The following is a 26,151-nucleotide window of genomic DNA, read 5'->3' as shown; positions in this document are numbered from 1 at the left end:
TCTCGACAGGTTCCACGGTCTCCAACTCCACGGCGGTGTCAGTCACTTGACGTCTCTCCCATGATCGTCGGATCCGCCGTTAGATTTACACTCCCCCGTGCGGAGGCCGGTTCGAGGGCGGTCATGGCCCCGGATCATGTCAGAAAACGGTGGCCCGGGGTTGTTGAATGACCTTGGTTTTTGAAGGGGTTATTGAAGGCTCTGCGGGGCCTGGGTGCCCTTCCGCCTCGATCTTCAGAAAACGATGGTTTTTTGACGTACGCCCTCCCGTGCGACAGCTCCGACGTGCGGGCTGTGTCGGTGGTGAGGGCTAAGGTGCGCTGTCGTGGACGCTGCTGATCTTGACTACCGGGCCCGAACGCTGACGGGCTGTATTCCTCCGCCGCTGGTGGCGCAGCTTCTCGAACTCGGTCATGAGCGCGAAGTGGAGTTGCAGGCCAGCCGCGGAGAGTGGTTCTGCGCGCTGGAGTGGGCACGGCTGCTCGGACATCGAGGCCGGCGCGAGCAGGCGTTGGAGGTGCTCGCTCCGTACGTCGCCACGAACTGGTGGCCGGCGGCCCAAGCGCGGGCGGAGCTGCTGGAGGGCTGGGGCCGGGCGGAGGAGGCGATCGCGCTGTCCCGCTCGTACGCGGAGGCCGGTGACCGGCTGGCGCTTGTTTTTTTCGCGCGCCTGCTGGCCCGCCACGGCCGTGGCGGCGAGGCGTTCATGCTGCTGTGCGCCGGGATCCAGGACTGGTTCCTCGCCGAGTGCCTGGTCGACGTCGCCGAAGCGGCGGGCATGGACGAGGAAGCGGCGGCCCTGTTGGAGGCCCGGGTGGAAGCGGCGGTCCCCGCTTGCGACGACCCTGACTGCAACAACCTCCGAATGGAACCGTCCAACGCGATTGACCTGCTCGCCGCGATCAGGGAGCGCCAGGGCCGGATCGAGGAGGCGATCGTCCTGCTGCACACCCGCGAGGTCGCCTCCGTCAACGGCCGTGACCAGCTGGCCGACCTGCTGGCCAGGCACGACCGGATCACGGAACTGCGTGCGTACGCGGCGTCCGAGCACCACGGGCACGCTGCGCAGCGCCTTGCCGAAGTGCTGGAGGAAAGCGGCGACGTGGAAGGCGCGATAGCCGTCTACCGCACCTTCGGTGCCACGCCGTCCGGCATGTGGCGGGTGATTGTCCCGCTGTCCGAGCTCCTGGTCCGGCACGGACGGGGCGACGAGGCGATCGAGGTGATGCGTGCATTCACCGAACGGCCCGGCGGTGCGGAGGACTGGATCGTCCACACTCTTTGCACCCTGTATGCCGACCACGGCCGACCCCGGGACGGCCTGGCCCACCTCAATGCCCTCAAGGCGCGAAGCGGCGGCAGGGAGGACTGGGACCTTTTTCAGATGCGGCTTCCGCTCATGGCCGACTGCGGCCTGCTCGATGAAGCGATCGAGCAGGCGCGGGCGCACCCCGAGGGCGACACCTGGTACGCGGCCTGGGCCCTGTCCGACATGCTTGTCAAAGCCGGCCGCGCCGAGGAAGCCGCCGCAGTCCTCGAACGACACCCAACATTCAACAGCTCTCTCCGTGCCGAGCTCCTCATCGACCTCGGCCGCATCGAAAACGCTGTACGAGTCCTCCAGCAGCCGACGCCCAAACCGACCACACCCGCCTGGGACGGCGCCTACTCCACCGAACCGCCGTTCTGACACCTCGGGCTGGTACATGGCACGTCTCCAACGTACGTGGCGGGCCGGTTCAGTCGTTGCCCTCGTCGTCTTCGACGGCGCTTGGGTCCCGGAAAGGGCGCAGTCCCTGGCCTGGGCCGCTGGCCTTGATGTTGAACAGGTAGCGGCCCAGGAAGTTGATGTGCCGGTCCTTGAGCGGGGAGAGCCGGGCGACGTCCTCGTCCTTGATGTCGTGGCCTTCGGCGCGGAGCCGGGCGACGGCGGCGTCGAGGTAGCGGGTGTTCCACAGGACGACGGCGTTGAGGACCAGGCCGAGGGCGGCGAGCTGGTCCTCCTGGCCCTCGCGGTACGCCTGGCGGATCTGGCCCCGGCCGCCGTGGCAGATCGCGCGGGCCAGGCGGTGGCGGGACTCCTGCACCGTGAGCTGCCGGTTCATCAGCCTGCGGTAGGTGTCGTCGACCGGGTCGACCAGGGCGAGCAGGTGCATGGTCTTGTCGATCCGCCCGTACTCGGCGAACGCGGCGCCGAGCGGGGTCGGGTGGCCCTCGCGGCCGAACATGCGCAGCAGGTCGTAGGCGCGGACCTGGTTGGTGATCAGCGATCCGGCGACGCGGAGCATGTCCGGCCAGTGCGTGGCGATCCGCTTGAGGTTGACCTTGTTGCAGGCGACGGCCTCCAGCGGCCCGTACCCGGCGGCCGGCGCCTCGCCGTCGGACAGACCCGCCCGCCAGAACCTCTGATCCGCGAGGTCGCGGAAGCGCGGGGCGAAGCGGAAGCCGAGCATCTTGTACAGGCCGAAGGCCATGTCGGAGTACGAGGCGTTGTCGGTCGCGACCATCTCCGGCCTCACCCCGCCGTCGAGGTTCAGCAGCGTGTCCAGCGTGTAGAGGCTGTCGCGCGGGGTGCCCCGTACGACCATCGCACCGATCCCCGCGACCTGGTCATTGACTGCATTTAGCCATGTTATGCCCCTTTTGTAACCATAATATTTTGGCGAGAGGCCGGTGTTGATGCTCTTGACGGGGACGACGAAGCGCAGGCCGTCGACGGAGGCGAGCAGTCCGCCGCCCCACATCTGGGCGAGCTCAATGCGGGACTGGGCGGTGATGAGCGCGGCGTTGGCCGCGGCGATGGTGTCGGCGCGCAGGTAGTTCTGGTCGACGTGGGACAGGCGCGAGCGGGTCAGCGCCTTGTTCTCCGGGTCGCTGACCGGAGTCAGGCCGATGTTGCAGCTCTCCGCCACCAGCAGCGCGACGAGGGAGACGAGCAGGCCCTCCATGCGGGTGCGCCGCTCGGAGACGTGCCCGAAGGCGTCGAGGAACCCGGTCCAGGAGTGGACCTCGAACAGCAGGTCCGGCAGGTCGATCCTCGGGAGCATCGCCTCCGTGGTGACCTTGAGCCAGGTCAGCGACTCCGGCTCGCCCACCGCGCCGAGCTTGTCCACCGACAGTCGGGCGCGTCCGCCGCCCTCGGGGACGACGATCTCCACCTTCGCGTCGGCGCCGGCCTCCTGAAGGCGGCCGGCCATCTGCCGCCATGCCGCGTCCAGCCCCCTCACGAGCTGGGCCAGGTGCTCCTCGGCGTCCTCGGTCAGGGACAGGCCCGCGAGCACGTCCGCGCGCATCGCCTCCCACCGCGGACCGTCCAGCAGCCGGGCGCGTGGGTCCGCCCACCGGTTCGACGGGGCGGCGAACACGTCGCGCCGGTTCAGGGCGCGGTGCAGCTGCTCAAGGACGCACACCACGTACGCGTCGCGGTCGACCGCGCCCTGCGGAAGCTTGGCGTTGGAGAACACCGCGCGCTTCCACATGGCCGGCACCAGCTCGGCGTCGACTTCTCGGGGCAGCAACGGCCGGTCCTTGACCCGGCGCCGCGAGAGCGCGGGCAGGCGGCGTACGGCCTTGAGGATGCGCCGTCCGGCCGGGGCGGCGCCCAGCGCGTCCGACTCTCCGAGCAGGGACAGGAATGGGCGCACGGTGTTGTAGCGCAGGGCGAGCTTCTCGCGCATCGCCGCCTCGGCCGAGCCGTCGTCCTCGGGCACCAGGACCTCGACGGTCGCCACCGCGCCGGCCACTGCCGTAGGCGGCACGGCTTCCTCGACCGCCGCCCACAACGCGGCGACGTCCAGGTCCGCCTCGTGCTCGGCGACCAGGTCCAGCTCCTCGGTGAGGATCTTCGACGCCTTCGCCAGGATCCGGGCCCCGCCTTCTCCAGCTGTGGCAGCATGGCCAGGCGCTCCCGGTCCGACGCCCGGCGGGCCGGGTTGATCAGCCGGTTCGCCATCAGCACCGCGAACAGGTCCAGCGCGTCGTTGACCGCCTGTGCCTCCAGCTGGCGCACCACCGCCGTCAGCAGCGCGGTCCGCCGCGGCTCCGGTGCCCGCAGAATCGTCTGTGCCTTGCTCAGCTGCCCGTACCGGGCCAGCGAGGACAGCCGGTTCACCGGCACCCGCGACAGGTTCACCCGGCCCAGCGCGAACGCGGAGATCTCCTCCACCCGCTCCATCGCCCGCACCATCGCCGTGCCCGTCGATTTCACCGGCGGCGTGCGCAGCCGCTCCAGCTCCGAGACCCGCCTGCCCTCCGGCACCACCAGCAGCTCCGCTAAGGCCGGCGCGAGCACGGGATCGGCCCGGTACGTCGCCCGGGCCACCGCGTCGTACAGCCGGCGCTCCGCCGCCGTACGGGCCTCAGACACCTGCCGGGCCAGCACCGAGACCCCGGGCAGCAGCACCCGGTTCTTCCGCAGCCACGTCACCGCGTGGTTGAACAGCGCCACCGGCCCCTCGGCGTGCGTCCACGCCCGCCCGTACAGAAAGCCGCGGAACTCCCGGCCCCACTTCCGGTCCGTGAAGTCCCGGTACCCGAACCGCTCCTGGATCTCCTGCGCGTGCTCGTACGGCGTTCTGCGCCGCTCCCCGTACCGCTTCACGCACGACGCGTCGGAGATGCCGAGCTGCCCGGCCAGGTACTCCACGACCTCCCACGGCACCGCGAGCGGGTCCTCGCCCAGAAACCGGCCGATGTAGCGAACCGTGCAGATCTGCACCGCCATGCCCAGCCGATGCGCGTCCGTACGCCGCAGCGCGATCAGATCGCGGTCGTCATCGTCGAGGAAGAAGAACCGCTCCACCTCCGGGCGCGTGGGCACCTCGGTGAACGTCCCGTACGCCTCGGCCTGCTCATCAGTCAGAAACTCCACCGGCACGACCGAACCGTAGCCATCGCCAACGGCCGATCGACGATCTTCCCTCGAACCCCAGCGGCACCCCCGGCAGGTGTGCTACCCGACCAAGATCAATCTCAGCGGCACTTCCTGTACCGCAACTACTCACACCCGAATGCGACGCTGTGCCAGATCGATATCGATGATCTTCACAGTAAGAGCGTCTCCAACCTCGACAACGACTCCGGGCGATTCATCCAGCTCGCTGGTGTGGACGAGCCCCTCGAAGCCGTCCTCCCGGTCTTCGATGCGGACGAAGACGCCGAACGGCACGATCTTGGTGACCGGCCCCGTGACTACCTGTCCGATCCGCCGCGCCAGCTGCGGCCACGGATCTTCCTGCACGGCTCGCAGCGACAGCGGCACCCGTTCCCAGACCATGTCGACATCGAGGACCTCGGCGGTGATGTTCTGGCCGACGCTGACGACGTCGGACGGATGGTTGAAGGGACGCCAGGACAGCTCCGGAATGTTGATCATCGCGGTGAAGCCGCCGATATCCACGAAGGTGACGCCGAAGCTGGCGATGGACGTCACCGTGCCGGTGACGACCTGGCCGCGCCGCAGGGACTTCAGGAACGCCCAGTCCCGGTCGCTGGGCGTCGGCTCGGTCTGCCAGCGAGCGCGCAGAACACCGTCGCTGTCCGGCAGCACAGCGGTGAACAGCGGGAGATCTTCACCGGCATACATGGAAACGATGCCGGCGGCACGCGCGCCGGCGAGCTGGGAGGTCACTGCCCCGAACTGGGTCTCGTCCACGACCGTGCTTGTGATCTGCCCGTCCTCGTCCTCACAGATGACCTCCACCAGGTCCTCGTCGTATAGAGCGGCCACGGCAATGTCGACGTCGGTGAGCAAGTTCGGCCAGACTGCCAGTTGCGCGCGTGGGGCCAGCCGGGAGCGCACGGTCTCGATATTGTCGCGGGTCAGGCGGTGCCACCGGGAGGCGTTCACGGCGAAGACCTCCTCCAGGAACACGGCATGGTGGGCGCTGACAGTCCAGTTCAGGCGGGCCCAGAAGTCGGCGTCGGCCGGGCGCTGCACGTACGCAGGATCGTCGGGGGCGAAGTCGTACGGCGATGCGTCAATGCGTTCCGGGAACAGGCCACGCGCGCGGGTGCGGGTCAGCGCGGCTTCGCAGGGTCGGTTGCTGCCGAGGTAGAGGTACTGGTCCCAGCCGACGTGCACCGTGAACGCTCCCTCCGCCTCCAGGCGGCACCAGGCGCCGTTGTCGCGGAGCATGGCCCGGACGAGTTCCAGGCCGATGCCGATCGGCACCAGTGCGCCGTCGAGGAAACCGGCGGGGCCGGCGGGGAAGAGGTCGGCCAGGCCGTAGCCGTCGACCGGTGGTTCCAGGCCGAAGTGGGCGAAGCCGCCGAGCTGCGGCTCGCGGATGGCCAGCTGGTCGACGCCGGTGTCCTTGGCGAAGGCGGCGACGGCCTGCAGGTAGGCGGCTTCGACCGGCCCGTGGTCGCTGGTCGCGGGCTCGGCGCCGGCGTAGCGGCCGTGCTGGTCGCGGTCGGCGGGGTCGTACCTGGTGACCTGGTAGACGTAGGGCAACACGTCACTGCCCGCCGGATGTCGAAGGCGCGGATGCGTTCTGGTGGCGTTCAAGGACGCGGTAGACGGTGGCGCGGCTGACGGAGAAGAGCTCGGCGAGGTCGGCGATGGTGTGCTCGCCGGACTGGTGCTGCTGGACCAGGTGAGCCTGCTGGCGGGCGGTGAGCTTGGGCTGCTTCCCTTTGAGCTTGCCCTTGGCCCGCGCTACCGCCATGCCTTCGCGGGTGCGCATGCGCAGGAGGTCGACCTCGAACTCGGCGAAGGTGGCCAGGATGTTGAAGAACATCTTGCCCATCGGGTCGGCGGGGTCGTAGAGGGTGCCGCCGAGCGAGAGCTTGACGCCGCGGGCGGTGAGCGAGTCGCCGATGTCGCGGGCATCGGGCACCGAGCGTGCGAGGCGGTCGAGCTTGGGGACGACGAGGGTGTCGCCCGCACGCACCGCCGCGAGGGCCTGGGCCAGGCCGGGTCGGTCGCGGTTGGTCCCGGTCAGCCCGTGGTCCAGGTAGATCCGGTCCTCTGGGACGTCCAGGTTGATCAGGATCTCGTGCTGGGCGGTGAGGTCCTGCTTGTCCAGACTGCATCTCGCGTAGCCGACGCGTTCGCTCATGCCCGGAGCGTACGGTAAGCCCCCGCTCAGCGTACAGTTCACCGGACACCCTAAATGAGACGCCGTCAGCGCAGGTCGCCCTCTCCCGTCGAGCAAGATCACGATTGTTCGTTGGGGGTTCCTCTAACGGACACAACGGCAGGCTGCGGTCAGTAACCTGACGCGGTGATAACCGACACCTCCTTGTTGAGGGCCATGAGCTGCACCGTCGACCCACCGCTGCTCGCGCTGCCTGATCGCGTCGCGGAGCTTCTGATCGAGCTGGGGAGTCCGCCACGGCTGGCAGCCCACCTGCGAGCCGTCCACGATGTCGCGCACCAACTCGTCGACTGGATGGAGAAGCGCTACGCGGCCGTGCTCGTCGATCGCGAGGCGGTGCTCTTCGGGGCCGCGACACATGACATCGGAAAGATCGTTCACGTCCCCGAGCTCTCTGGGCCCGGAGCGGCGCACGAGCAGGCTGGACAGGCGCTTCTGCTCGGTCGTGGCGTCAGCCCTGAGCTCGCCCGCTTCGCTGCAACACATGCATCGTGGACGGAGCCGGTCAGTGTGGAGGATCTCCTAGTGAGCCTCGCCGACAAGATCTGGAAGAACAAGCGCGTTTCCGACCTGGAGGATCTGGTCGTTGCCCGGCTGGCCGCAGCGACGGGCCGGCCCGCATGGGAGGAGTTCATCGCACTCGACGAAGTCCTTTCCCCCATCGGCGATAGCGCCGACGATCGCCTGGCGTTCCAGGCATCCTTCCCGATCCACGGCTGAGAGGACGGGGGATCCCGTGACGATGAGCCCCGACGGCCCCGGCCACACGCCGGCCATCCCACCGAGGCCAACGCTTCCCGGCCTCACCGCAGCCCGCGAATTCTCAGCGGTCGCTGTCTTTGACGCCTCCGCGTAGGCCCCACTGATCCAGGCCCGAGTAGATCAACGCAGTACGGCCTCGTGGAAGAGAGAGAGCTTTGGCCTCTCCCCCGTAGACGGCGACCAGGGAGTCGGCACCTCGCCACCAGGTGTCGGCTAGGCCCTTCACTTCGTGCACCGGCTCATAGCCGTCCAGCACGATGCCGTCGACGTCGTCGCCGTTGACCTTGACGATCTGCTTCGCCCACCTGGACGCGTGGCCAGCCAGGGCGAGCGACTCCACCCAGCCTTCCACTGTGGCATGCAGGGCTGCCCACTGACCTGCATGGATTCCGAATTCACCAGTCGGTCCGATCATGAACGAGTAGGGCACTGCGGTCCGCTGCGTTCCGGCCTCGAACCACCACCCCTCGGAAGCAGAGCCCTCGGGCGAGTCCGCCTCGAGGTATCTGGGTCCACCGTCGTAGTCGGGAGCAGGTGGCAGGACCAGGCCACCCCATCTCTCTTGATAAGCCGCCATCCGATCGATGACCGTTTCGGGGATGTCCCGCTCCAGCCACCACTGCCTGTGGTCCTCGATGGACTGGACGTCGACTTTGACGCCGTTCACCTGGACGAACGTGCGGGCCCGTTTGGTCAGGCCGTCAGGCACATCGTTGAAGAGGTTGAGATTCACCAGGGTGACGCTACCCAGTCGCCGAGACAGCCTGAATCCGGAGGAGCGGTTGCGAGCATCACCGCGTTCTTGCCTGGCGGGAAGCCGTGCTCTTCCTGGAACGACCGCATCAGTTCCGTAAGTGCTTCATCCGCCTGCTCGCACCAGGCCCGAACCTATTCCGCTTCAAGTCGTTGACCAGCCACGATTGACCCTTTCCTTGATCAATGGATCAGACGTCGAGCCGGTGAAGGATCTGCGTGAACTCGTCGGACTCGATCAGACCCGTGAGTACCTGGGTCATGTTGCTGATGCCGGAATCGCGGACGATGAGTCCATCCGAGCACCAGAAGTAGCGGCCTCCCAGGGCTTCTCCGCTTTCGGCCCATCTCGCCATGATGACCTCGACCTGCCCGAGGGTGATGATGGTCGCGCTCCAGCGGGATCCGTCGTTGAGGTCCACAAAGACGTCGACGTTGTCCACCGACTCCAGGTCCTCACCGGCGTTCGGCAGGTAGGCGGCTTCGAAGTGCTCCGTGCGAACCCGGTACCAGGGCCCGTCCCAGCGGCCCGGCTGCGTGCTGTGGCTCATCGGGCGAGTGTGACGGGCCGAACCGTCCCGCTCAACCGCGTTCTTCTGGTGTGCGCTTCCTACCGGCGTGCGGTTCACCGGTCGGGGTCGTACGGCGGGATGCTCCAGCGCAGTACCGCTTCGCCCGCGCGGGATTCGAGGGTGGCGGGGTAGACCTGACCGTAGGCCCGCTCGCCGCGGTGGCGCATGGAGTGGTCCCCGGGATCCCAACCGAGGCCGAGCACGGAACATCCGCCCAGGTCGATGGCACCGGCCAGCAGTGGGTGGTTCCATCCGGCGCGGTTGAATCGATGGAAGTCGGTGTGGGCGTCGACGGAGACCATCAGCCCGTTGCCCGGGCCTTCGCGGGTCCAGGTCCGGAGCCGCTCGGCGACCGCTTCGGCTTCGGCAAGCGGGAGGTCGAGCCATCCGTGCGGGCCGTGCCCGCTGGGGTGCTGCGGGATGCGGTCGCCGCCAAACTGGGCATGCACAGTGTCTGCGTACAGCGGTGCCCGCGCCCCAGGACCGCCTCGGACTCGCCGTGCTTGCCGGTGGCCACCACCCGCTTGATGCCCATGTTGGTGCCCAGCGCGAACAGCACCAGCAGCATCCGGCGTCGCAGGACGTCGCGCGGGACCGCCTCCCGGGAGGCCACCGAGGCGAACTCAGAGGTGAAGCCGGTGGCGAACTCGGCCTCCTTGAGGATGTCGATCAGGTCGATCGTCCCCCAGCGGCGCTGGATCTCGGCCTTCAGTGCGACCAGGTTCTCCGGCTCCTCCTGCTTGGCCAGCGGGGACACCTTGATCCACGGCTCGCCGTGCTTCCTGGTGATCTCCACCCCGCCCGTGGTGCCCAGCTCCAGCGCCTGGTCGAAGCCCGTGAGAGCGTCGCGCAGCCGCTTCTGCAGGGCGGCGATGAACTCCTGCGGGTCCTGCGGCTGGCGGATCGCCGAGTAGTGCACGTCGCGGTTGTCCTCGAAGTCCGGAGGCAGGTCATCTTCCGGGTTGCGCCAGCGGCTGGCCCCGGCCACCCAGACCTCCCGGCGCCGCAGGGCGTCTCGCAGGCTGACCAGTACGCACAGCTCGTAGGGGATGCGCTCGACCCGGCCCTTGTCGTCCACCACCGCGGCCCGCCACTGCTCGGGCACCACCCCCTCCAGCGGCACCTTCTCCGCCGCGTCGAAGAACGCCCCGTCCTTGATCGGCTGGTCCAGGTAGCGCTTGAGCAGGTCGATCGCGTCCATCACCGGGCGGTAGGCGGTGTTGTTGCTCTTCAGCTCCCAGGCCGACAGCAGCGGCGAAAGCATCCGCCGCCAGTGCGCCGAGTACGAGGACCGCAGCACGGTGCGGATCCGCGCCTTGTACTTGGCCTCGTTCGCCGCCGCCTCCGCCGCCAACGCCTTGAGCGTCCTCTCGCCACCGACCACGGGGTAGATCACCTTGCGGACCGTGCCGGACGGCTCCGCCAACGCGGCCTCCGCGACCCGCAGCATCATCGCCTCCTTGCCGCGGACCTTCTTCAGCTCCTTGACGAACTCGCCCTCGACCTTCTTCTCCGCCCGCGTATTGATCTTCTGCACCAGCTGGATGAACAGGTCCACCAGCGAGTCGGTGATCTCGGTCTCGCGCACGTGGCACAGCGCCGCCAGCAGCGTGTACCGCACCGGCCCCGGCGCGGCCACCAGGTCGGACGGGTACTCCTTCGCCGCCCGCGCCCGCCACGCCGACACCAGCTTCTCCGAGAACTCCCCGAACAGCTCCGGCGGCAGCTCCAACTGACGCACCCGCTGCAGCTTGTTCACCTCCGTCAGCAGGCTGTCCAGGCCCAGCGCTCCGGGGTCCGCCTTCAGCTCGGTGAAGAACGTCCGGCCCCCGCCCACGGTGTCCTCATCCCCGTCGTCCTCGGCCACCAGGTCGTCCAGCCGGGAGCGCGAGGCCGCAGACAACCGCTCCACCGTCGTCGCGCAGAACCCCTCCTCGAAGGTGTTCACCGCCGAGGCCACCAGCCGGGCCACCCTCGCGGGCGCCGGCGGCTCCAAGCGGTCCTTGCGGCACCGCGCCACCACCGCCTCGGCCAGCCGGTCCCGGTTCAGTTCCACCGGGCACAGCTCCGCTGCCAGCCACTGCGCGAGCTGGACCTGGTCCTCCTGCGTGCACTCGCGGAACCCGAACGCCGTCCGGACAGTTCGACCGCCTGCTCAAGAACGCCCTGGCCGAACACCCCCGCACCTTCCTCGTCGACGAGGCCCAGTGGCTCAACGGGGAGGCATTCGAATACTTCCGCTACCTGTGGGACGAGCCCGCCACCCGCTTCGCGGTCGTCCTCGTCGGCGGCGAGGGCTGCCACACCGTGCTGCGCCGCGAACCGATGCTCTCCTCCCGGGTCTTCATCTGGCAGCACTTCACCCGCCTCACCCCCGACGAAGTCCAGCAGGTCGTCCCCCTGTTCCATCCGGTGTGGGCCGAGCCGACGCTGACCCCGACGACATCGCTTTCGCCGACAGCCACGCTGCCCATGGCAACTTTCGCGCCTGGGCCCAGTTGACCGCCCACACCCGTACCGCGCTCGCCCGCACCGGCCGGCCCCGGGCCGACCGGGAACTGCTGCGCTGGGCCTTCAGCCGCCTCGCATGACCGCCACGCCACCGCCCGTCACCGTGGTCATCGACCGTCATGACAACGTGCTCCACACGCACACCGCCCTGGCCGCCCACCACGTGCCGTCCGGCCGGATCACCCTGCATCCCGGCCCGGGCACCACCAGCGAGAACGGCCCCGCCCACGACCTTCTCGCCGCCTTGGGTAAACCGCCCCTGCTCCCGGGGCGTTTCCCCGCCGGCCGTCAGCCCGTCTGGGAGGCCGCCACCGCATGGATCACGGCCCTGCCTGTCACCCGGCTGACCGTCCTGCGCGCCCACCGCCTCACCGCCCGCCGCACGATGCGCCTCCTGGAGCTGCGCGCCCTCACCGGCATCTACCTGACCCTGGTCTGCCACCGCCCCCACCCGCCTGCCCCCCTGCACCAGGCCCTGCAGACAGCTGACTACTTCGTCACCACCGACTTCCAGGCAGCCCGTCGCCACTACTACGGCACGACCGCTCCCGTACCCCCGCTTGTTGACGAGCCCGCCCGACCGGCCGACCGGTGGCTCACTCTGCCCGTGCTGGAGCGCCTGGTCTCCTACGACAGCCCCGCTGCCTGTACCGGTCCGTGCGCGCCGCCGCCCATCGTCTTCCGGCACCGCCCGCCACCCGCACCGCTCACCGAGCAGACAGCCCGGGAGATCGCCCGACGCCTGGCCATCGTGACCGCCCATCCTCGTTTGGCCGCAGCCCTCGCCGCCGCGTCATTCACTGGCGGCTCCTTCCAGCAGCTCGCCACCGCCGGCCCCGGCGACTACGACGACGCGGCGGCCAGCCTGGCCCTGCATGACCGCGCCCGCTACACGGACGGCTGCGCTACCTACGGCGTGCCGCCGTGGGCGCGCGTCTTCCTGAAGGCTGCCGTGTGCTTTGCCTGGCTCGCGCCCGGCCAGGAGCAGCATCTGCTGGCCGGCCCTCACGACCGCACCCACCTGCTGCGCGTGGCCGAAGCAGCGAGGCTTCGCCCGCCACAACCGCCCGTCGGCCAGCGCACCGGCCGTATCCAGTGGGATTGGCGCGAACGCGAGGAGGCCCGGCGCTACGACACGGTGCTGACGCGGCACCAGACCCATACCCCGATACCCCCAGCCGGCAAGTGAAGACGGCGCCGCGCGGCACAGCAAGCCGGGGGCGTGGTCAGCCGATGGAGAAATCGGCGAACTCCACGTCGGTGAAGGCGATCTTGAGGCCGTGGGCACGACGGCCTCCGTCACGAAAGTAGGCATGGCCCAAAGCTCGGGCGAGGATCACCATCTGCTGCTGCTCGCCCGCGCCGGCGTCCCGCGCGGCGAACAGTTCCCGAGCGACCTCCCCGGACAGGCGCTGGGTGATGCGTCGCACCCGCGGGTCGTCCGAGGATCGGGCCGCGTCGGCGAATCCGAACCGCGCCCTGGTGTGCAGGACGAAGCCTTCCGCTTCGGCCCGGGTCTGTCGGCGGGCTCGTACCCGAGGTTGCCATCTGGCCGAGACCGCCTCCTCGATCACCTGGATCTGCGCAGGCCCCGGCGAACGCCGCGCCCCGGGCTCCTTCGTCACCCACCGCTGCACGGTGCGCTGCGACACCTCCAGTACGGCGGCCACCTGCCGGGTGGAGCCCTGGTGCGCGGCGAGCAGGAACCGCAAGCGGGTCTCGGTGTCCGGGGGAAACGGGCCGAGTGCGCAGCGCGCGCTCCAGCCCCTGCGCGATCTCTCCCACGTCCATCTCCCTTGATCGGCCTGCGGGGCTCCTCCCACGGCCCCTGATGTCAGGTCTCGCACACCCGGCGACTCCTGCCCGCCGGTTTCGGTGTCTTCGTGACAGCGCCGGCCGCCGTCGGCTACGAACACTCGGCACGTGCAGGTGAATGGGCATGCCGCACCGCCTCCAGCTGGCGATGTTCATCCGACCCGGGCACGGCGAGGCGTTCTCGGCAAGGGGAAGACCGGGAGGCCGGCCGGACCTGCTGACGGGGAGCGGGGGCTGCCGGGCCGTCAGTCACGGATTGTGTTGATGCTGAGCGGCAGTTCGACGAGACTGGTCATCGAGACCTCGATGTCCGGGCACACAAGAGCGCCCCGGGGGGCCGAGGCCCCCGGGGCGGGCGGGTGCTTTCCGGTGATCAGGAGCGGGGAGGCACAACCCCGCTGAGACCTGATTCGTCGTCACTGCCCGAAACCATCTCCTGGTGGACGACGGGCTGCGACTGCCGGTTGACCCTGCGGCAGACACCGTCGATCTGTGCCGAAGCTCTGTAGTTGTCACCGTCGGCACCGGATAACCTGCGAAGGGAGCAGATCGAAGCAGTCGGACTGTCACCAGAGAGGCACTGCAGTTGTCACATGAGGTCGATGAGTGGGTTGTACGGGCACCGGCGCGCAGCCTGCCTCGCGAGGAACTCATCGCCATGCTTCGCGAACAGACCCCGGCATGCGGACCTGCCCGTGACGCCTTGATTGCCGGTGGCGCCTTCGATGTCTCGGACGGACTGGTCCCCGCCAACCGGCACGCGGGTGTGTTCGCGATTCGCGTGCGCACGGCGGCTCGGCGCGGCCACACAATTGAGGGCCTTGCCGCCTCTGTCGACATCCTCCGGCAGGCTGGGGAAGAGCGTGTGCGTACCGGTCACATCGACTCCGTGGACAGATCGTCCGTGTTCACGATCTTCCTGAACTCTTCAGCGACGGAAGTGCTGGCCTGCGCAGGCGGACTCCGGCCCATCCCCCTGCAGAAGCCGACCGAAGCCCCCGGGTGACAACACGCCTGCCTTGGTGACACCTATCGTGCTTCGGCACACGGTGCACCCGGCCGGGTCTGCCGTCCGATGGAGGTTCAGTAGTCGAGATCGAGGTAGTCGATGTCGTTGAGGGTGACGTCGGAGAGCCCCACCGCGCGTGCACCGCCGTCTTGGAAGTAGATGTCTTTGAGCCCTTCGGCGATGATCTGGCGCATGTGCTGGTCGCTGGCGTCGGTGTTGCGGGCGTCGAAGAGGCGTTGTGCGTAGGCCGGGGGGAGATGGACGGTGAGGCGTCGGAAGCGTCCGTCGTCGGTCGTGCCGACCGGTGCGGTGTAGCCGAACCGGGCCCGCGTCTCCACCGTGATCCCGCCCCTGGCGGCGGCTTGTCGCTGCCGGCGTTTGCGGACCTGGGGCTGCCACCGCTGCCGTACGGCCGCGTCGATCCGTTCGGCGATCGCGCGTGGCGGGTGCTTTCGTTCGCCTTTGCGGTAGCGCTCCACCGACCGCTGGCTGATCCCGAGCTCCGCCGCGACGGCTTTGGTCGTCTTGAGCTGCTTCATCAGGAAGTTGATGCGGGCCTGAAGGGTCTTGGGCGGCTGGCGGGTGAAGCCCTCCCGGTCGGCGCGTTCGATGGCGTCGTCGATCTCGCCCACCGGTTACTCTCCTTCGTCGAGGACGGCGTCGCCGCCCTTGATGTGCCGGGCGGGGTTGTAGCCCTGTTCCATCAGGTCGACCGCCCACAGCATCGACTGGACGCCCTCCAGCTTCGCCAGCCCCGGCGTGGGCCCGAGACGAAAGCCACCGGGCTGCGGCTTGCCGGAGGCGGCGTAGGGCAGGAAGTCCAGCGGCGAGGTGCCGGGGGAGGGGTAGACGACGCAGTCGGAGAGCACGGCCAGCGGGTACAGGCCCGTCATCGTGGCCATGTTGCGCAGTTTGCGGTGCATGTTGACCCGCGCTTTGGAGATGACGGCGGCGCGGATGTCGGGACGCCAGGTCGGCCGCTGCAGGGCCGGCCACCGCTCGCCCTCCTTGTAGCGCTTGCCTTGGGGGCGCTCGCGGAGCTTGCCGATGCCGCCCTTCACGGTGGCCTTGATGGCGGCGAGGACGGCCGCCATGGCCGGGTCGGCGTCCTTGTGCCTTTCCATCGCCGCCAGAAACTCCACGTCCGTGAGGTCTTTGGTGACGCCGAGGTCGGCGAGGGTGTCGACGTAGGCGGCCTTGAGGCGGTCGTGCCAGGGGTCCAGGTAGGCGCCGGTCTCGCGGCGCAGGTAGGCCTCGATCGGCGTCACGTTGTATCCGAGTTCCTGGGCGTAGGCGGCGGTGTGCGTCTGGTACCAGGCAGGTCCGGTCGGGCGGGCGCCGTCCGGGGTGAACGGTGAGGGCAGGCGCGGGTCGACCTCGACGTGGGACAGGTCGACCAGCCAGGAGCCGGGGATCTTCGGGTTGAACTTCGGGCTCACGAAGTGGTCGGGGGCGGACAGGCCGACGACCAGGCGGGCCGCGGCGGCGAGGAAGGCGGTGTTGAGGTCCAGGCCGACCGCGAAGGGCAGGGTGCACTCCTCATCGGTGAGCAGGTCCACCGGCCGCACCCACTGGTACGCCTCTTCGTTGAGGAAGCCGCCGGTCCATCCGGAGTCCACGACGACGGGGTGTTCGGGGGTGGCCTCCGGCGGCGCGGGGTCCATCGGCTCCGTGCCCAGCGAGCCGGGGTTGTGGCCGGGCACCCAGTTCCCCGTCTGCGAACTCCTTCACACCCTCGGGCGTGAACACCTGCCCCTCGGCGGCGACCGGCGACGGCCCCACCGGGACCTGGCCCTCGGGCAGCAGGACCGGGTGACCGACCCGGCCGGTGTGCATCAGCTGCACGAAGATCTTTCCGCCCTTGGCGTGCACCGCGTCGGTGACTTTGCGCCAGGCCGCGATCTGCTCCGCGCTGTGCAGTCCGGGTGTGAACGGATACCCCTGGCCCACTACCGACGGCTGCGTGCCCTCGGTGATGATCAGCCCCGCGGAGGCGCGCTGCGCGTAGTACTCGGCCGTCAGCTCCGACACCAGTCCGCCGTAAGCGCGGCTTCGGGTCATCGGGGCCATCACGATCCGGTTCGCGAGGTCCGCCTTCCCGAGGGTGATCGGGTCGAATGCAGTGGTCATGGCTGTCCCTTGAAGAAGTAGTTGGCTGGCCAATGAAATCAACAGGGGTCACTGTAACCCACTCGCTTGGTCGGCCAACATAATGAGGTCGGGGCACCCCGCCAGCAGGGGCGGCAGCGTCCCGCCTCAGAGGGAGCACGCTCATGACCGACCCTTCGCACCCGCCTGCTTCGGAGCCGGGCGAGACCTCCGTTTCCGAGATGGAGGAGAAGCCCGCTTCGGAGCCGGGGGAGACGTCCGTTTCAGAGACGGGGGAGATCTCGCACGCCATCGCGCGCGTGGCGCGGGCCCACCGGGTCACCGCCGGGCATCTGCTGCGACGCATCGGCCTGTACGCGGGGCAGGAGTTGCTGATGATGCGGCTGTGGGAGGCCGGTCCGCAGCGCCAGTCCATGCTGATCAAGCTGCTGGGCCTCGACCCGTCGACCGTGACTCGCATGGTGCAGCGGCTGGAGCAGGCCGGATTCGTCACCCGGAGCGCCGATCCCGAGGACCGCCGTGCCGTCCTGGTCGAGGCCACTTCGGCCGGAGAGGCGTTGCGCGACGAGGTGGACCGGGTGTGGCAGGAGCTCGAGAGGCGCACCCTCGCCGGCCTGAACGATGCCGATCAGGCGCACCTGGCCCGGCTGCTGGCCCGGCTTGAGGGCAACCTCGCCGCCGACTGACCGGCCCGGTGCGCAGCAACAGACCGACGTGGCAGGGGCAGGCGTGGCGGGGCAGGCGTGGCGGGGCGGGCGTGGGAGCGGCGTGAGTCGGCGTCGCTGCCGGACGGGCGGACCGACACCGCCGTCACCGCGAACGGCCTGCGCGGCGGCGCTCCGTGGCGCTGCCCTCGTAGAACCGACTCGAAGAGGGGAATCCCATGAACATCGTCGTCTTCGGAGCCAACGGGCCCACCGGACGGCTGGTCGTCAAGCAGGCGAGTGCCGCGGGGCATGTCCTCACCGCCGTCACCCGTCACCCCGAGAGTTTTCCGGTGAGGGGGCCGCAGGTGCGCGTCGTCACAGCGGACGTGCGTGATGCGGACGCGGTCGAGCACGCCGTGACCGGGCAGGACGCGGTGATCTCGGCGCTGGGCGTGCCGTTCAGCCGCAAGCCGGTCAGTCTGTACTCCGGTGGCATGACGCACATCACGCAGGGCATGACCCGGCGCGGCGTGCGGCGTCTGGTCTGCGTGACCTCGACCGTCCTGTTCGAGACGCCGGCGCCCGGCGAGACCTTCCTCTACCGGAAGGTGCTGGAGCCGGGTCTCGCCCGCGTGCTGGGGCGCACCGTGTACGGGGACATGCGGCGGATGGAGGAGATCGTCCGTACGGCTGACCTCGACTGGACGATCCTGCGGCCCGGTGGCCTCTTCGACGCGGAGGAAGTCAGCGACTACCAGGTCGGTACGGAGCGCCTGCCCGGCCGGTACACCGCGCGGCCCGACCTCGCCCATGAACTCGTATCGCAGGCCGTCGAGAAGCGGCGGCATGTACGGGCCTTCGTCGATGTGCGCACCACGCAGGACACACCGTCCTTTCTCGACCTCATCCGTAAGGAGGCGTTCGGCGACAGGGGGCCCGCCGGTGCTACGGCAGGCCGCTGACGCAGGCCGCCCAGGTCGGAACGGGGGCCCTGGTGCCGGCGGCGCGTTCGACGACCACCAATCTCCGGCAATTCCGCACCTGCGGCAGCCGCAAGGTCAGATCCGCCAGGAGCGGAGTGTGTCCGCGATGTCATAGATGCTCAACCGGGATTCGCGGACCTTTCTGATCAGGTCGGACAGAGCCCCGTAGGGAGGGTCGATTCCTTCCCCGGACTGGTCCATGTACTGACCGGTGACAAAGGCGGCGAAGAGGCTGTTGCGGTGGGGGAGCGGTTCGAGACGCACGACGGTGTGCAGGAGGGCGGCCGCGCGCCACGCGGTGTCGGGGTTGGAGGTGGCCAGGGTCGGCATGCGCGTCTTGTGGCGCGCGACAGCCGCCACGAGGGCCGAGTAGTCGGTCACCGACACGTCGTCGTTGCCGAGGGCGGCGTCCTGGACGTCCAGGAGCCAAGGGACATCGATGTACAGGATCTCGCTCATCAGGCGGCGGTGGCTCCCTCGCCGCGCTGGGACGGGGGGATCTCGTCGGGGAACGCCTCGTCGAACTCGGCGCGCAGCCTTTCCGCCCACGAGGAGGCGCCGGCCACGAACCGCTTGCGCTGCATCTCGCGGACGCCGAGGTCGTGCATGTACTGCTTGAGACTCTTGCCCTCGGCGGCGGCAGCCGCGCGCACGCCTTCCATTTCTTCCTCGGTGAAGGACACGTTCAGTGATGGCATACCCGGCATGGTACCTACTCGGTACCAGGCCGCGCGACCCATTGGGCGGAGAGCTTGAGAAGGGGCAGTCGGGGCCCAGGCCGACCGGGCCGTGCCGGCCGCCGGCGAGTGGGCCGAGAAGTCGTCCCATCGCGAGCTCCGGCACCGTCAGGACCCGGCACCGGCCCGTCTGCCCTTAGGCAGGGAACTTCACGCCGGTGAGGTCCTCGGAGACGGCCCACAGGCGCTGCTGGGCGGTCACGTCGTAGGACTCCGGGCTCGACGTGACGACCTGCGGGTGTCCCCGGGTCCCGCCCAGCCGGTCCGGGCCGTAGTACTGGCCGCCGAGGACGGCGGGGTCGGTGGCCGCACGCAGGGTCGGCAGTGCGCCCATTTCCGCCTTCTGGCTGATCAGGGGTGTGATCACAGGGGCGGTTACCCGCACGATGGCGGGGGAGTTGCGCATGAGGTCGGTGTTGGAAAAACCCGGGTGTGCGGCCACGGCGATGGTGGTGCCGTGACGCATGAGCCGGCGTTGCAGCTCGTAGGTGAACATCAGGTTGGCGAGTTTGGACTGCCCGTAGGCCGCGTTCCGGTTGTAGGACCGTTCCCACTGCAGGTCGTCGAAGTGGATGCCACCCCCGGCGCGGTGGGCGACGCTGCTGACCGTCACCACCCGGGAGTCCGGCGCGGCCAGCAGCAGGTCCAGCACCAGTCCGGTGAATGCGAAGTGCCCGAGGTGGTTGGTGCCGAATTGCAGCTCGAACCCGTCCCGGGTGGTCTGCTTCGGCGGGTACATCACGCCGGCGTTGTTGATCAGCAGATCGATGCCCGGGAACGTTCCGTGCAGGTCGGCCGCGGCGGCGCGGATCGACTCCAGCGACGTCAGGTCCAACTCCTGCACGGTGACGTTGCCCGCGATCCGCGCGGCGGCCTTCTTGCCCTTCTCGACGTCCCGCACGGCCAGGACAACCGTGGCCCCGTGCTCTGCCAGTGCTCTGGCGGTTTCGAAGCCCAGGCCGCCGTTGGCCCCGGTCACGACGGCCACCCTGCCCTGCTGGTCGGGGATGTCACGCTCGGTCCACTTCATGTCGCTCCCTTTCAGACCGCCGGTCTTTTATGAACCGACACTAAGAGACCAGCGGTCTACTGTCAAGAGACCAGCGGTCCGTAAACTGGCGCCATGACATTCCAACGAGCACGCAGCAAGGAACAGCGCGAGATCCGGCGCCAGGCCATCCTCGACACGGCGGCGGCGATGCTCGATGAGATGCCGGTGGCCGAGGTGAGCCTGAACGAGCTGAGCCGACGGGTCGGGCTGGCCAAGTCGAACGTGCTGCGTTACTTCGAGTCCCGTGAGGCGGTGTTGCTCGAACTGCTGGACCGCGCCATCGCGAGGTGGATGGCCGACGTGTCGTCCGAACTTGCCGCAGGCGTCGACCCTCGCCTTTCCGCACACGAGCGCGGCGACCAAATGGCCGCAGTGCTCAGCGCGTCCCTCGCACGCCAAACGGTGTTGTGCGACCTGTTCAACGCACAGACCAACGTGCTGGACCACAACCTGTCCTTCGACGTCGTCCTGCAGAACAAACGGTCCACCATCGCCAACATCACCACCATGGCCGACCTCCTCCGCCGGCACGTGCCGGAGCTCGGCGACAGCGCCCGGACCATCACGATGATGACCATGATCCTGGCCGGCACCCTGTCGGCCCACTGCCGACACTCCGCCACCGCGCTCGCCGCCTACGAGGCCGACCCCACCGTGCTCGAACTCCGCCTGGACCTGCGCACCACCCTGGAGACTGCCCTCGCCGCACTGATCAGAGGCACACTGGCGCGGCCCTAGCCGCGTTCACCTCGATGAGAAGCTGTTGTCGGCTCCATCAAGGACCGCTGACCTGCCAGGAGATGGCGTCGGTGACCTGCTTCAGCAAGACCTTCGCGGCGGTGCGGTCACCGGTGTCCGCGGCGGTGACCATGACGCCCAGCAGCGGGCCGAGGAGCGTTCCCGAACCGGTGAGCCAGGCAGTCACACTCCGGGTTGACCGAGTTGGACCGCCCGGACGCCGGCACGCAAGACTGCGACACCAGGGGCCTCCCGCTGCTCGGTGATTCGACACCAACGAGCTGTTCAGGGGGCCCCGCTCGTAGCCGCCGAGCACCCCGCCACCACCCAATCGGGACTCCCGTCCGATCAACAACCCCCAAGGTCGGTACGACAACAGCTACTCAGGATCGGTCTCCAGGGGTCATGACGCTGGGCGCCCTGCTGGGCGAGGAGGCGGAACGGTCAGGCGGTGCGGCAGAGCACCGTAGGGCCGGCGGGTGCCGTGGCGCGGAGCATGGGCACGTGCAGGGGGCGGGCGGTGAGGACGGTTGCCGCGACCTGCGAGTCGTTGCGTGCAAAGACGAGGAGGCGCAGCACGGCGAACCGCGCGGCGCCGGCGAGTGCGGAGGCGGACAAGTAGACGCTCTGTTCGACCATGACGCCGGGGGCCGCCACCAACTGCCGCAGGACAAGCATCGCGACGCAGGTCACCGCATACGCGGCCGCCGCGGACCCGGCCGACTGCGCATGCTGGCGCCAGGTCGCGCGTCCGCCTGCGCCCATGCCTGTGCCTGTGCCTGTGCCGAAGGTGAAGCGGGCGTGAAGTTCGGTGGCGAGGAGCGTGGAGGCCGCGGTGATCAGGGCGTTGGCCAGGATCCAGGGCAGCCAAGAGGCGAGTGCAGCCACGGCGAAGCTGGAAGCGATCCCTACTCCGCCGCCACAGAGTGCGAAGCGGGCGAAAGCGGTGAAGGCGCCAGGTGTCGCCTGCCGCAGGTTCTGTGCTGTCTCCATGATCCGCCCCCTGGGATCGCTCCTCCGCGAAACGCGCACCTCTCGACCCGGTGAGGCCTTTCGGTTCGTCGTTTCCTCTTATGGAAACGCTACGTTGCATTCATCTATCGGGCAACAAGTTAACCGCGCAAAGACTGCGTAATCCCAGCTAGTTGCGATGAAATCGTTGCAATGGCATGAAGGTTAACGCAACAAGCCTCCCTGGCTCGTTGCAACGGCTTGAAAATGAACGCTATGCCGGAGGCGCCCACCCGCTCCTGGACCCGAGGGCCCCGTGCAGGCAAGAGGGTTCGCCGCCGGGGTCCTGGCTTTGGGAAACTCTGTGCCCCGCACGTGTACTCCGGTCCGCAGCCGTCGTACACCGTCGTCCTCGGTGACTGGCTTCAGTTCGCGGGCGACGACGTGTTCAACGCAGGCAACGACAACACCGTGGGCTCCAACAACTGACGACTTCCGTCACTCCCGGCGCCCCGCTGCTTGAATGCTCTGACGCTCCTTCGCAGACCTGGCGGCAACGCATGATGTGTATGTCGGGGCAGGCATGCACACCCCCCCGGCGACAGCCGACGTTTCCGTTTCTCGTGAGCGCCTATAGGGCGAACACGCGGCGTGCGTTGCCGGACAGGAACAGCTCGCGAGCCTCCTCGTCGAGCTCCAGCTGATCCAGGTGTTCCAGCGCCTGGGCAGGGGTGATCATCGGATAGTTCGTGCCGAAGAGGACTTTGCGGCGGCCCCGGCCGCGTAGATACTGCACCAGTTCCGCCGGGTAGCGGCGGGCGGTGTAGGCGCTGGTGTCGATGTAGACGTTCTCGTGTTTGTCCACCACTGAGATCATCTCTGTCGTCCACGGGTAGCCGATGTGCCCGCAGACGATGGTCAGTTCGGGGAAGTCCAGTGCCACCTGGTCGATGTAGGGGATGGGCCGTCCGGTCTCCGAGGACTTGAGTGGGCCGGTGTGTCCGACCTGCGTGCAGAAGGGGATGCCCAGTTCCACGCAGGCCGCGTACAGCGGTAGTACAGCCGGTCGGTCGGCGGCAACTCCCAGAGCCACGGCACGATCCGCAGTGCGACGAATCCCAGCTCCTCAACCGCTCGCCGCAGCTCCCGCACCGCCTGCACCGGGCGGGTCAGATCGGCGCCGGCCACCCCGCGCAGCCGGCCGTCCGCCTCCGCGACGAACCCGGCCACCTCATAGTTGCTGATCAGCGCCCCGTGCGGGCCATACCAGGCTGCGGACAGTCCGACCTCGACATCCGCGGCCCTGAGCGCGGACACCGTGACGTCGACGGGCAACTGCTCTTCGAGCAGGTCGTGGCCGGTCCATCGGCGCAGCGACTCGAACATCTCGTGGTTGGAATGGCGCAGTGTCGGGTGCTGCATCCACGCGTCGACGACGGACATGTACCCCGCTCCTCTCCCGGCCCCATGTGCCTCCAGGCCCCACGTGCTGAGCCCACACGGTATTGCTAAGCAATCGCTTATCGGGAGGCTATCGAGGGGACGCCACGGAAACCAGCCGACAGTCGGTGGGTTTCCGTGGCCTGGGTCATCCACCGGCCGCCTTGGATCAAAGATGGCGAGGCACACCTCGATCAGACGCCGGCCTCTGGCCGAAGGAGCGCCGCCGGTTGGCCGGAGGAGCGTCAAAAGAAGAGGCCGAGCTCGTCGAGCGTCTTGGGAAGCAACTAGCAACTCGTGGACGCCGTAGTCCGCCTCGACCGTGTGGGGGCTGCGAGGTGGTGTGAACCACCGCCAGCTGCGCAGCGCGTAGGACAGTGGAACTACCCTGAGCGCTTTGGGGAGGGGTGACGTGGAGCGAGACGTTCAGCTGGTTCGGGACTTGGTGGCGGCTGTGCCCGGTCTCGGGGATCTGTTTGACGCGCACGTCTTCAACGAGGCCGGTGTTCTACCCCATGTGTTCTTCTGGGATGTTGTTCAGGAGACCGTTGCGTCGTTCCTCGGAAGAGACGAGACGGGCTGGCGAGTCACGCTACGGTTCCTGGAGGAGCAGCTTCGACTCGACGTCCCCGAAGTGTCCCAGGTGGTCACCACCTCGTTCCTCTTCAATCTGCCCTGGCCGGATCAGCCCGGATATTGCCTTGTCGACCACCTTGGTCCCGCCATGAGAGCGCGGTTCGCTGCGATCCGTCCGTCCGGCTAGGGTCCGGCGCAAGGCGACGGTGACCTGACATGTCGTCGCTGTTGTGGTTCGCGGAGCGCCTCACCCTGTGTCAGTGCTCTGCGGCATGATGACCGCCGTGAACACCGAGATTCTGATAGACGTCTGGCGGCGGCTTCTTGCCGACCCTCGCAAGTCGTGGGTGCTGTTCGAGCATGGCACCTGTGTCGTGGTAACTGCTCCGGACGGAGAGCTCGCTGAACAGGCCACCGAGGTTCTGAAGGCATACGGCCCGGCGCATGCGGGATCTTCATCCGGAGACTTTGGGGTGATCGATCTCAAGGACGCCGAGGGATGGGTCGTCACCGGGGAACACGTCGACGTCCTTACGTACGTCGGCCCTGATGAGCCTGGAGACAGGGCGGAGATCGCTGTCGGGCTGTTCGGGCGTTCCAAGCGCCATCGGGATGGCACCGAACTGCACGTCGTCCATGTTGAGGACAACCGAGGCTCAGCGGACTCAGTGTAAGTTCCTGCTTTCACCGCTGGCTGGCGGAACCCGGAGCCGGTATGCCCCTGGTGGTCACAAGTGGTGACTGGTGACTGCCGGGAGCGTTTTGACTGAGGCCGCCTCACACCACCGAGGCCCGGAAAGGATCAGTGGGAACGATCTCTGCCTCGTCGAAGAGCCGCTCCAACGCCTCGTGACCCTGGTGCCTGCGGAACTCGATCTCGGCGGCTGTCACAGGCAGGGTCTACAGGATGCGGACGTGCCCCCCCGGCAGCGGACAGTGCTCGAGATCGGGTCCGTGGAGAAAGGGCAGGCTGATCAGCAGGTGGTCGCAGGTCGAGCCCGGCACCCATGGTTCCCCGATCGGCATGCTGTGCTCCAGGTCGAGCTGATGACCTGCGCAGTGGTAGTAGGTGATCAGTGCCCGGCGTCCTGGCTCGTGGGCATCAGCCGCGAATACGCGACAGCTCAACATGCGCCACCCACTCACCCGGCCCACCGCCCCACCGACTGACCGCAGTATCGAGTCGCCGCTGCGGCGCCGCGGCGGAAGACGGTTCACGTGAAGGTCACGCGCATCCCGCCCTCGGCCAGGACATCGAGCACCAGGGCGACCAGGTCGTACTGCTCGCCCTCCGGCGCCATGACGCGGGACAGGTGTTCGCGGGCGGTCGCCGCATCCCGCCAGAGCAAGGTTGCGGGGGCGGTACAGCCGAAATTGCCGCGCAGACAGTCCACGAGGGCGTCGGGGCAGCCTCCGAAGTAGCCGCCCGGCCCGTTGACGGCCTCGCCGAGCGCCAGATAGAGGCCCGGTTCGTCGGTGATGTGCCGGCCGTCCAGCTCGTACGCGTGCCCGGCCGGCCGGTCCTGGTGCTCGAGTCTGCAGCCCCGCTCGCGGACGAGATCGAGCCAGGCCCCCCGTTGCCGGGTCTCGAGCCCGGCCCAGGCGCCAGGGGTGCCCGGCGGTCCGGCGAGCCAGCGCTCCCAAACGGGCTGGGCGTATCCCGGTACGGGTGCGAGGTATCCGTCGATTTCCAGGTCGATCAGGTCCGTCCCGCGGGAGGACGGGTGCCACGTGCGGACTGTGGGCCGCAACAGCCGGTCGGTGAGCGGCTCGCCCCGGTCGTCCCGTACCTCCAGCGAGGCCTCATCGAGGTCCAACGTGCGCCGGGTGCCCGTTGTCAGTGCCCGCCGTAGGCGATCACTCGGGGCGAGTCCCCGCAGGATGAGCGGGGCCTCTGCTTGCTCGGGCGGCAGCACGCGGGTGAACTCCCGGCAGGAGCCCAGCCACCGGTACCCGTCGTGCAGGCGGACAGGGGAGCGGTGTCCCTCGGGCGGACCCTCGTAGTCGTCCAGACCTGTGAGCACGAGACCGTCGGTTCCCGGGTGCTGTCCGAGGCTCTCCGCGTCCTCCAGCAGCCACGCATCGAGCGTCCTGTCTTCCGGCACCATCCACACCCGGCTGCCGACCCAGCCGCGCACCTCGGTGCCGTCCGGAACCCAGCCGAACAGCTCGTACGTCCCCCGCCGAGGTTCCCCGAACAGTCCCTCCGCGTTGGCGCAGACGCCCCAGACATGGCCGCTTCCTGTGTCCGTCAGCGTGTAGCGTCCCTGCTCGCGATGGCCCGTGTCGACATGCACAGCGGGAATCATGCCCGCACCGGGAGTGGACCGTGAAGCTCTTTTCATGGCCGGTCAGGGCGACTTGAGGAACGTGATTGGTGGATGAGGGTCGGGCGTG

At 68.6% G+C, this 26,151-nt stretch carries 24 protein-coding genes and 6 pseudogenes; 11 read left to right on the top strand and 19 right to left on the bottom strand.

Annotated features, from left to right (window positions below):
* Positions 1–325: 325 nt before the first annotated feature.
* On the top strand, positions 326–1,690 hold the full coding sequence (locus tag ACIRPU_RS34295; RefSeq protein WP_403874371.1) for a hypothetical protein: 1,365 nt from the start codon (positions 326–328) through the stop codon (positions 1,688–1,690).
* Between the two features lie 49 nt (positions 1,691–1,739).
* Here ACIRPU_RS34295 and ACIRPU_RS34290 read toward each other — a convergent pair.
* From ACIRPU_RS34290 to ACIRPU_RS34280, 3 genes and pseudogenes are all read right to left on the bottom strand, one after another.
* Positions 1,740–4,876, bottom strand: a pseudogene (locus ACIRPU_RS34290) (Tn3 family transposase).
* Positions 4,877–4,999: 123 nt separating this feature from the next.
* Entirely contained in the window at positions 5,000–6,457 is a 1,458-nt protein-coding gene (locus ACIRPU_RS34285) for a S1 RNA-binding domain-containing protein (protein WP_403874369.1), read from the bottom strand.
* A 1-nt stretch (position 6,458) separates the two neighbouring features.
* Positions 6,459–7,061, bottom strand: coding sequence for a recombinase family protein (locus ACIRPU_RS34280; protein WP_403874367.1), 603 nt, complete (start codon positions 7,059–7,061; stop codon positions 6,459–6,461).
* Positions 7,062–7,256: 195 nt separating this feature from the next.
* Between ACIRPU_RS34280 and ACIRPU_RS34275 the strand changes: the two genes are divergently transcribed.
* A complete protein-coding gene (locus ACIRPU_RS34275; protein ID WP_403874395.1) occupies positions 7,257–7,820 on the top strand; it encodes an HD domain-containing protein in 564 nt (187 codons plus the stop codon).
* Between the two features lie 103 nt (positions 7,821–7,923).
* Here ACIRPU_RS34275 and ACIRPU_RS34270 read toward each other — a convergent pair whose 3' ends face one another.
* From ACIRPU_RS34270 to ACIRPU_RS34250, 5 genes and pseudogenes are all read right to left on the bottom strand, one after another.
* Complete coding sequence (locus ACIRPU_RS34270) at positions 7,924–8,595, bottom strand: hypothetical protein (protein WP_403874365.1); 672 nt, start codon at positions 8,593–8,595, stop codon at positions 7,924–7,926.
* Positions 8,596–8,806: 211 nt separating this feature from the next.
* Complete coding sequence (locus tag ACIRPU_RS34265; protein ID WP_403874363.1) at positions 8,807–9,166, bottom strand: hypothetical protein; 360 nt, start codon at positions 9,164–9,166, stop codon at positions 8,807–8,809.
* Positions 9,167–9,240: 74 nt separating this feature from the next.
* A complete protein-coding gene (locus ACIRPU_RS34260) occupies positions 9,241–9,489 on the bottom strand; it encodes a hypothetical protein (protein ID WP_403874361.1) in 249 nt (82 codons plus the stop codon).
* Complete coding sequence (locus ACIRPU_RS34255; RefSeq protein WP_403874393.1) at positions 9,489–10,775, bottom strand: Tn3 family transposase; 1,287 nt, start codon at positions 10,773–10,775, stop codon at positions 9,489–9,491. Before ACIRPU_RS34255 ends, ACIRPU_RS34260 begins: the two co-directional genes overlap by 1 nt.
* A gap of 420 nt (positions 10,776–11,195) precedes the next feature.
* A pseudogene (locus ACIRPU_RS34250) lies at positions 11,196–11,270 on the bottom strand (hypothetical protein); the annotation flags it as partial.
* On the opposite strand from ACIRPU_RS34250, the pseudogene ACIRPU_RS34245 reads away from it, so the two are divergent.
* From ACIRPU_RS34245 to ACIRPU_RS34235, 3 genes and pseudogenes are all read left to right on the top strand, one after another.
* A pseudogene (locus ACIRPU_RS34245) lies at positions 11,258–11,440 on the top strand (hypothetical protein); the annotation flags it as partial. The pseudogenes ACIRPU_RS34250 and ACIRPU_RS34245 overlap by 13 nt on opposite strands.
* 161 nt (positions 11,441–11,601) lie before the next feature.
* Positions 11,602–11,778, top strand: a complete 177-nt coding sequence (locus ACIRPU_RS34240; RefSeq protein WP_403874359.1) for a hypothetical protein — start codon at positions 11,602–11,604, stop codon at positions 11,776–11,778.
* The gene (locus ACIRPU_RS34235) at positions 11,775–12,887 is read left to right on the top strand and encodes a hypothetical protein (RefSeq protein WP_403874357.1); all 1,113 of its coding nucleotides are present in this window, start codon (positions 11,775–11,777) and stop codon (positions 12,885–12,887) included. The genes ACIRPU_RS34240 and ACIRPU_RS34235 overlap by 4 nt, the downstream gene beginning before the upstream one ends.
* 37 nt (positions 12,888–12,924) lie before the next feature.
* On the opposite strand, the gene tpg (ACIRPU_RS34230) is transcribed toward ACIRPU_RS34235, so the two are convergent.
* Complete coding sequence (tpg, locus tag ACIRPU_RS34230; protein ID WP_403874391.1) at positions 12,925–13,521, bottom strand: telomere-protecting terminal protein Tpg; 597 nt, start codon at positions 13,519–13,521, stop codon at positions 12,925–12,927.
* A gap of 650 nt (positions 13,522–14,171) precedes the next feature.
* Between tpg (ACIRPU_RS34230) and ACIRPU_RS34225 the strand changes: the two genes are divergently transcribed.
* Positions 14,172–14,519 (top strand): hypothetical protein, encoded by a 348-nt coding sequence (locus ACIRPU_RS34225; protein WP_403874355.1) that lies wholly within the window; start codon positions 14,172–14,174, stop codon positions 14,517–14,519.
* Positions 14,520–14,596: 77 nt separating this feature from the next.
* Here ACIRPU_RS34225 and tpg (ACIRPU_RS34220) read toward each other — a convergent pair whose 3' ends face one another.
* From tpg (ACIRPU_RS34220) to ACIRPU_RS34210, 3 genes and pseudogenes are all read right to left on the bottom strand, one after another.
* A complete protein-coding gene (tpg, locus tag ACIRPU_RS34220) occupies positions 14,597–15,154 on the bottom strand; it encodes a telomere-protecting terminal protein Tpg (protein WP_403874353.1) in 558 nt (185 codons plus the stop codon).
* 3 nt (positions 15,155–15,157) lie between these two features.
* A pseudogene (gene tap / locus ACIRPU_RS34215) lies at positions 15,158–16,249 on the bottom strand (telomere-associated protein Tap); the annotation flags it as partial.
* A pseudogene (locus tag ACIRPU_RS34210) lies at positions 16,236–16,652 on the bottom strand (alkene reductase); the annotation flags it as partial. The pseudogenes ACIRPU_RS34210 and tap, both read right to left, overlap by 14 nt.
* A gap of 200 nt (positions 16,653–16,852) precedes the next feature.
* Here ACIRPU_RS34210 and ACIRPU_RS34205 point away from each other — a divergent pair.
* Together ACIRPU_RS34205 and ACIRPU_RS34200 are read left to right on the top strand one after the other, a co-directional pair.
* Entirely contained in the window at positions 16,853–17,317 is a 465-nt protein-coding gene (locus ACIRPU_RS34205) for a MarR family winged helix-turn-helix transcriptional regulator (RefSeq protein ID WP_403874389.1), read from the top strand.
* 197 nt (positions 17,318–17,514) lie between these two features.
* Positions 17,515–18,240: an NAD(P)-dependent oxidoreductase gene (locus ACIRPU_RS34200; RefSeq protein WP_403874351.1), complete on the top strand. Its 726-nt coding sequence runs from the start codon at positions 17,515–17,517 to the stop codon at positions 18,238–18,240.
* A gap of 96 nt (positions 18,241–18,336) precedes the next feature.
* On the opposite strand, the gene ACIRPU_RS34195 is transcribed toward ACIRPU_RS34200, so the two are convergent.
* The 3 genes from ACIRPU_RS34195 to ACIRPU_RS34185 form a co-directional block, all read right to left on the bottom strand.
* Positions 18,337–18,720: a toxin Doc gene (locus ACIRPU_RS34195; RefSeq protein ID WP_355709801.1), complete on the bottom strand. Its 384-nt coding sequence runs from the start codon at positions 18,718–18,720 to the stop codon at positions 18,337–18,339.
* Entirely contained in the window at positions 18,720–18,959 is a 240-nt protein-coding gene (locus tag ACIRPU_RS34190) for a hypothetical protein (protein ID WP_355709803.1), read from the bottom strand. Before ACIRPU_RS34190 ends, ACIRPU_RS34195 begins: the two co-directional genes overlap by 1 nt.
* Before the next feature lie 175 nt (positions 18,960–19,134).
* Positions 19,135–20,028 carry an SDR family NAD(P)-dependent oxidoreductase gene (locus ACIRPU_RS34185; protein WP_403874348.1) on the bottom strand — a complete coding sequence of 298 codons (894 nt, stop codon included), beginning with the start codon at positions 20,026–20,028 and terminating at the stop codon, positions 19,135–19,137.
* Between the two features lie 93 nt (positions 20,029–20,121).
* Here ACIRPU_RS34185 and ACIRPU_RS34180 point away from each other — a divergent pair, with 93 nt between their 5' ends.
* On the top strand, positions 20,122–20,787 hold the full coding sequence (locus ACIRPU_RS34180) for a TetR/AcrR family transcriptional regulator (protein ID WP_403874346.1): 666 nt from the start codon (positions 20,122–20,124) through the stop codon (positions 20,785–20,787).
* Between the two features lie 37 nt (positions 20,788–20,824).
* On the opposite strand, the gene ACIRPU_RS34175 is transcribed toward ACIRPU_RS34180, so the two are convergent.
* The 3 genes and pseudogenes from ACIRPU_RS34175 to ACIRPU_RS34165 all read right to left on the bottom strand — a co-directional run bounded on the left by ACIRPU_RS34175 (position 20,825) and on the right by ACIRPU_RS34165 (position 23,124).
* Positions 20,825–20,974: a hypothetical protein gene (locus ACIRPU_RS34175; protein ID WP_403874344.1), complete on the bottom strand. Its 150-nt coding sequence runs from the start codon at positions 20,972–20,974 to the stop codon at positions 20,825–20,827.
* Between the two features lie 257 nt (positions 20,975–21,231).
* Complete coding sequence (locus ACIRPU_RS34170; protein ID WP_403874342.1) at positions 21,232–21,780, bottom strand: hypothetical protein; 549 nt, start codon at positions 21,778–21,780, stop codon at positions 21,232–21,234.
* A 589-nt stretch (positions 21,781–22,369) separates the two neighbouring features.
* A pseudogene (locus ACIRPU_RS34165) lies at positions 22,370–23,124 on the bottom strand (amidohydrolase family protein).
* Between the two features lie 466 nt (positions 23,125–23,590).
* Between ACIRPU_RS34165 and ACIRPU_RS34160 the strand changes: the two are divergent.
* The gene (locus ACIRPU_RS34160; RefSeq protein ID WP_403874340.1) at positions 23,591–23,941 is read left to right on the top strand and encodes a hypothetical protein; all 351 of its coding nucleotides are present in this window, start codon (positions 23,591–23,593) and stop codon (positions 23,939–23,941) included.
* An 88-nt stretch (positions 23,942–24,029) separates the two neighbouring features.
* Positions 24,030–24,428 (top strand): hypothetical protein, encoded by a 399-nt coding sequence (locus ACIRPU_RS34155; RefSeq protein ID WP_403874387.1) that lies wholly within the window; start codon positions 24,030–24,032, stop codon positions 24,426–24,428.
* Between the two features lie 540 nt (positions 24,429–24,968).
* Here ACIRPU_RS34155 and ACIRPU_RS34150 read toward each other — a convergent pair.
* Positions 24,969–26,063, bottom strand: coding sequence for a barstar family protein (locus ACIRPU_RS34150; RefSeq protein WP_403874338.1), 1,095 nt, complete (start codon positions 26,061–26,063; stop codon positions 24,969–24,971).
* Positions 26,064–26,151 lie beyond the last annotated feature (88 nt).

The organism is Streptomyces sp. NPDC102259 (genome assembly GCF_044766465.1).
In the GTDB taxonomy this organism is placed as follows: Bacteria; Actinomycetota; Actinomycetes; order Streptomycetales; family Streptomycetaceae; genus Streptomyces.
The sequence above is the reverse complement of the archived record's forward strand: the minus strand, read 5'-3'. Positions and strand labels throughout refer to the sequence as shown.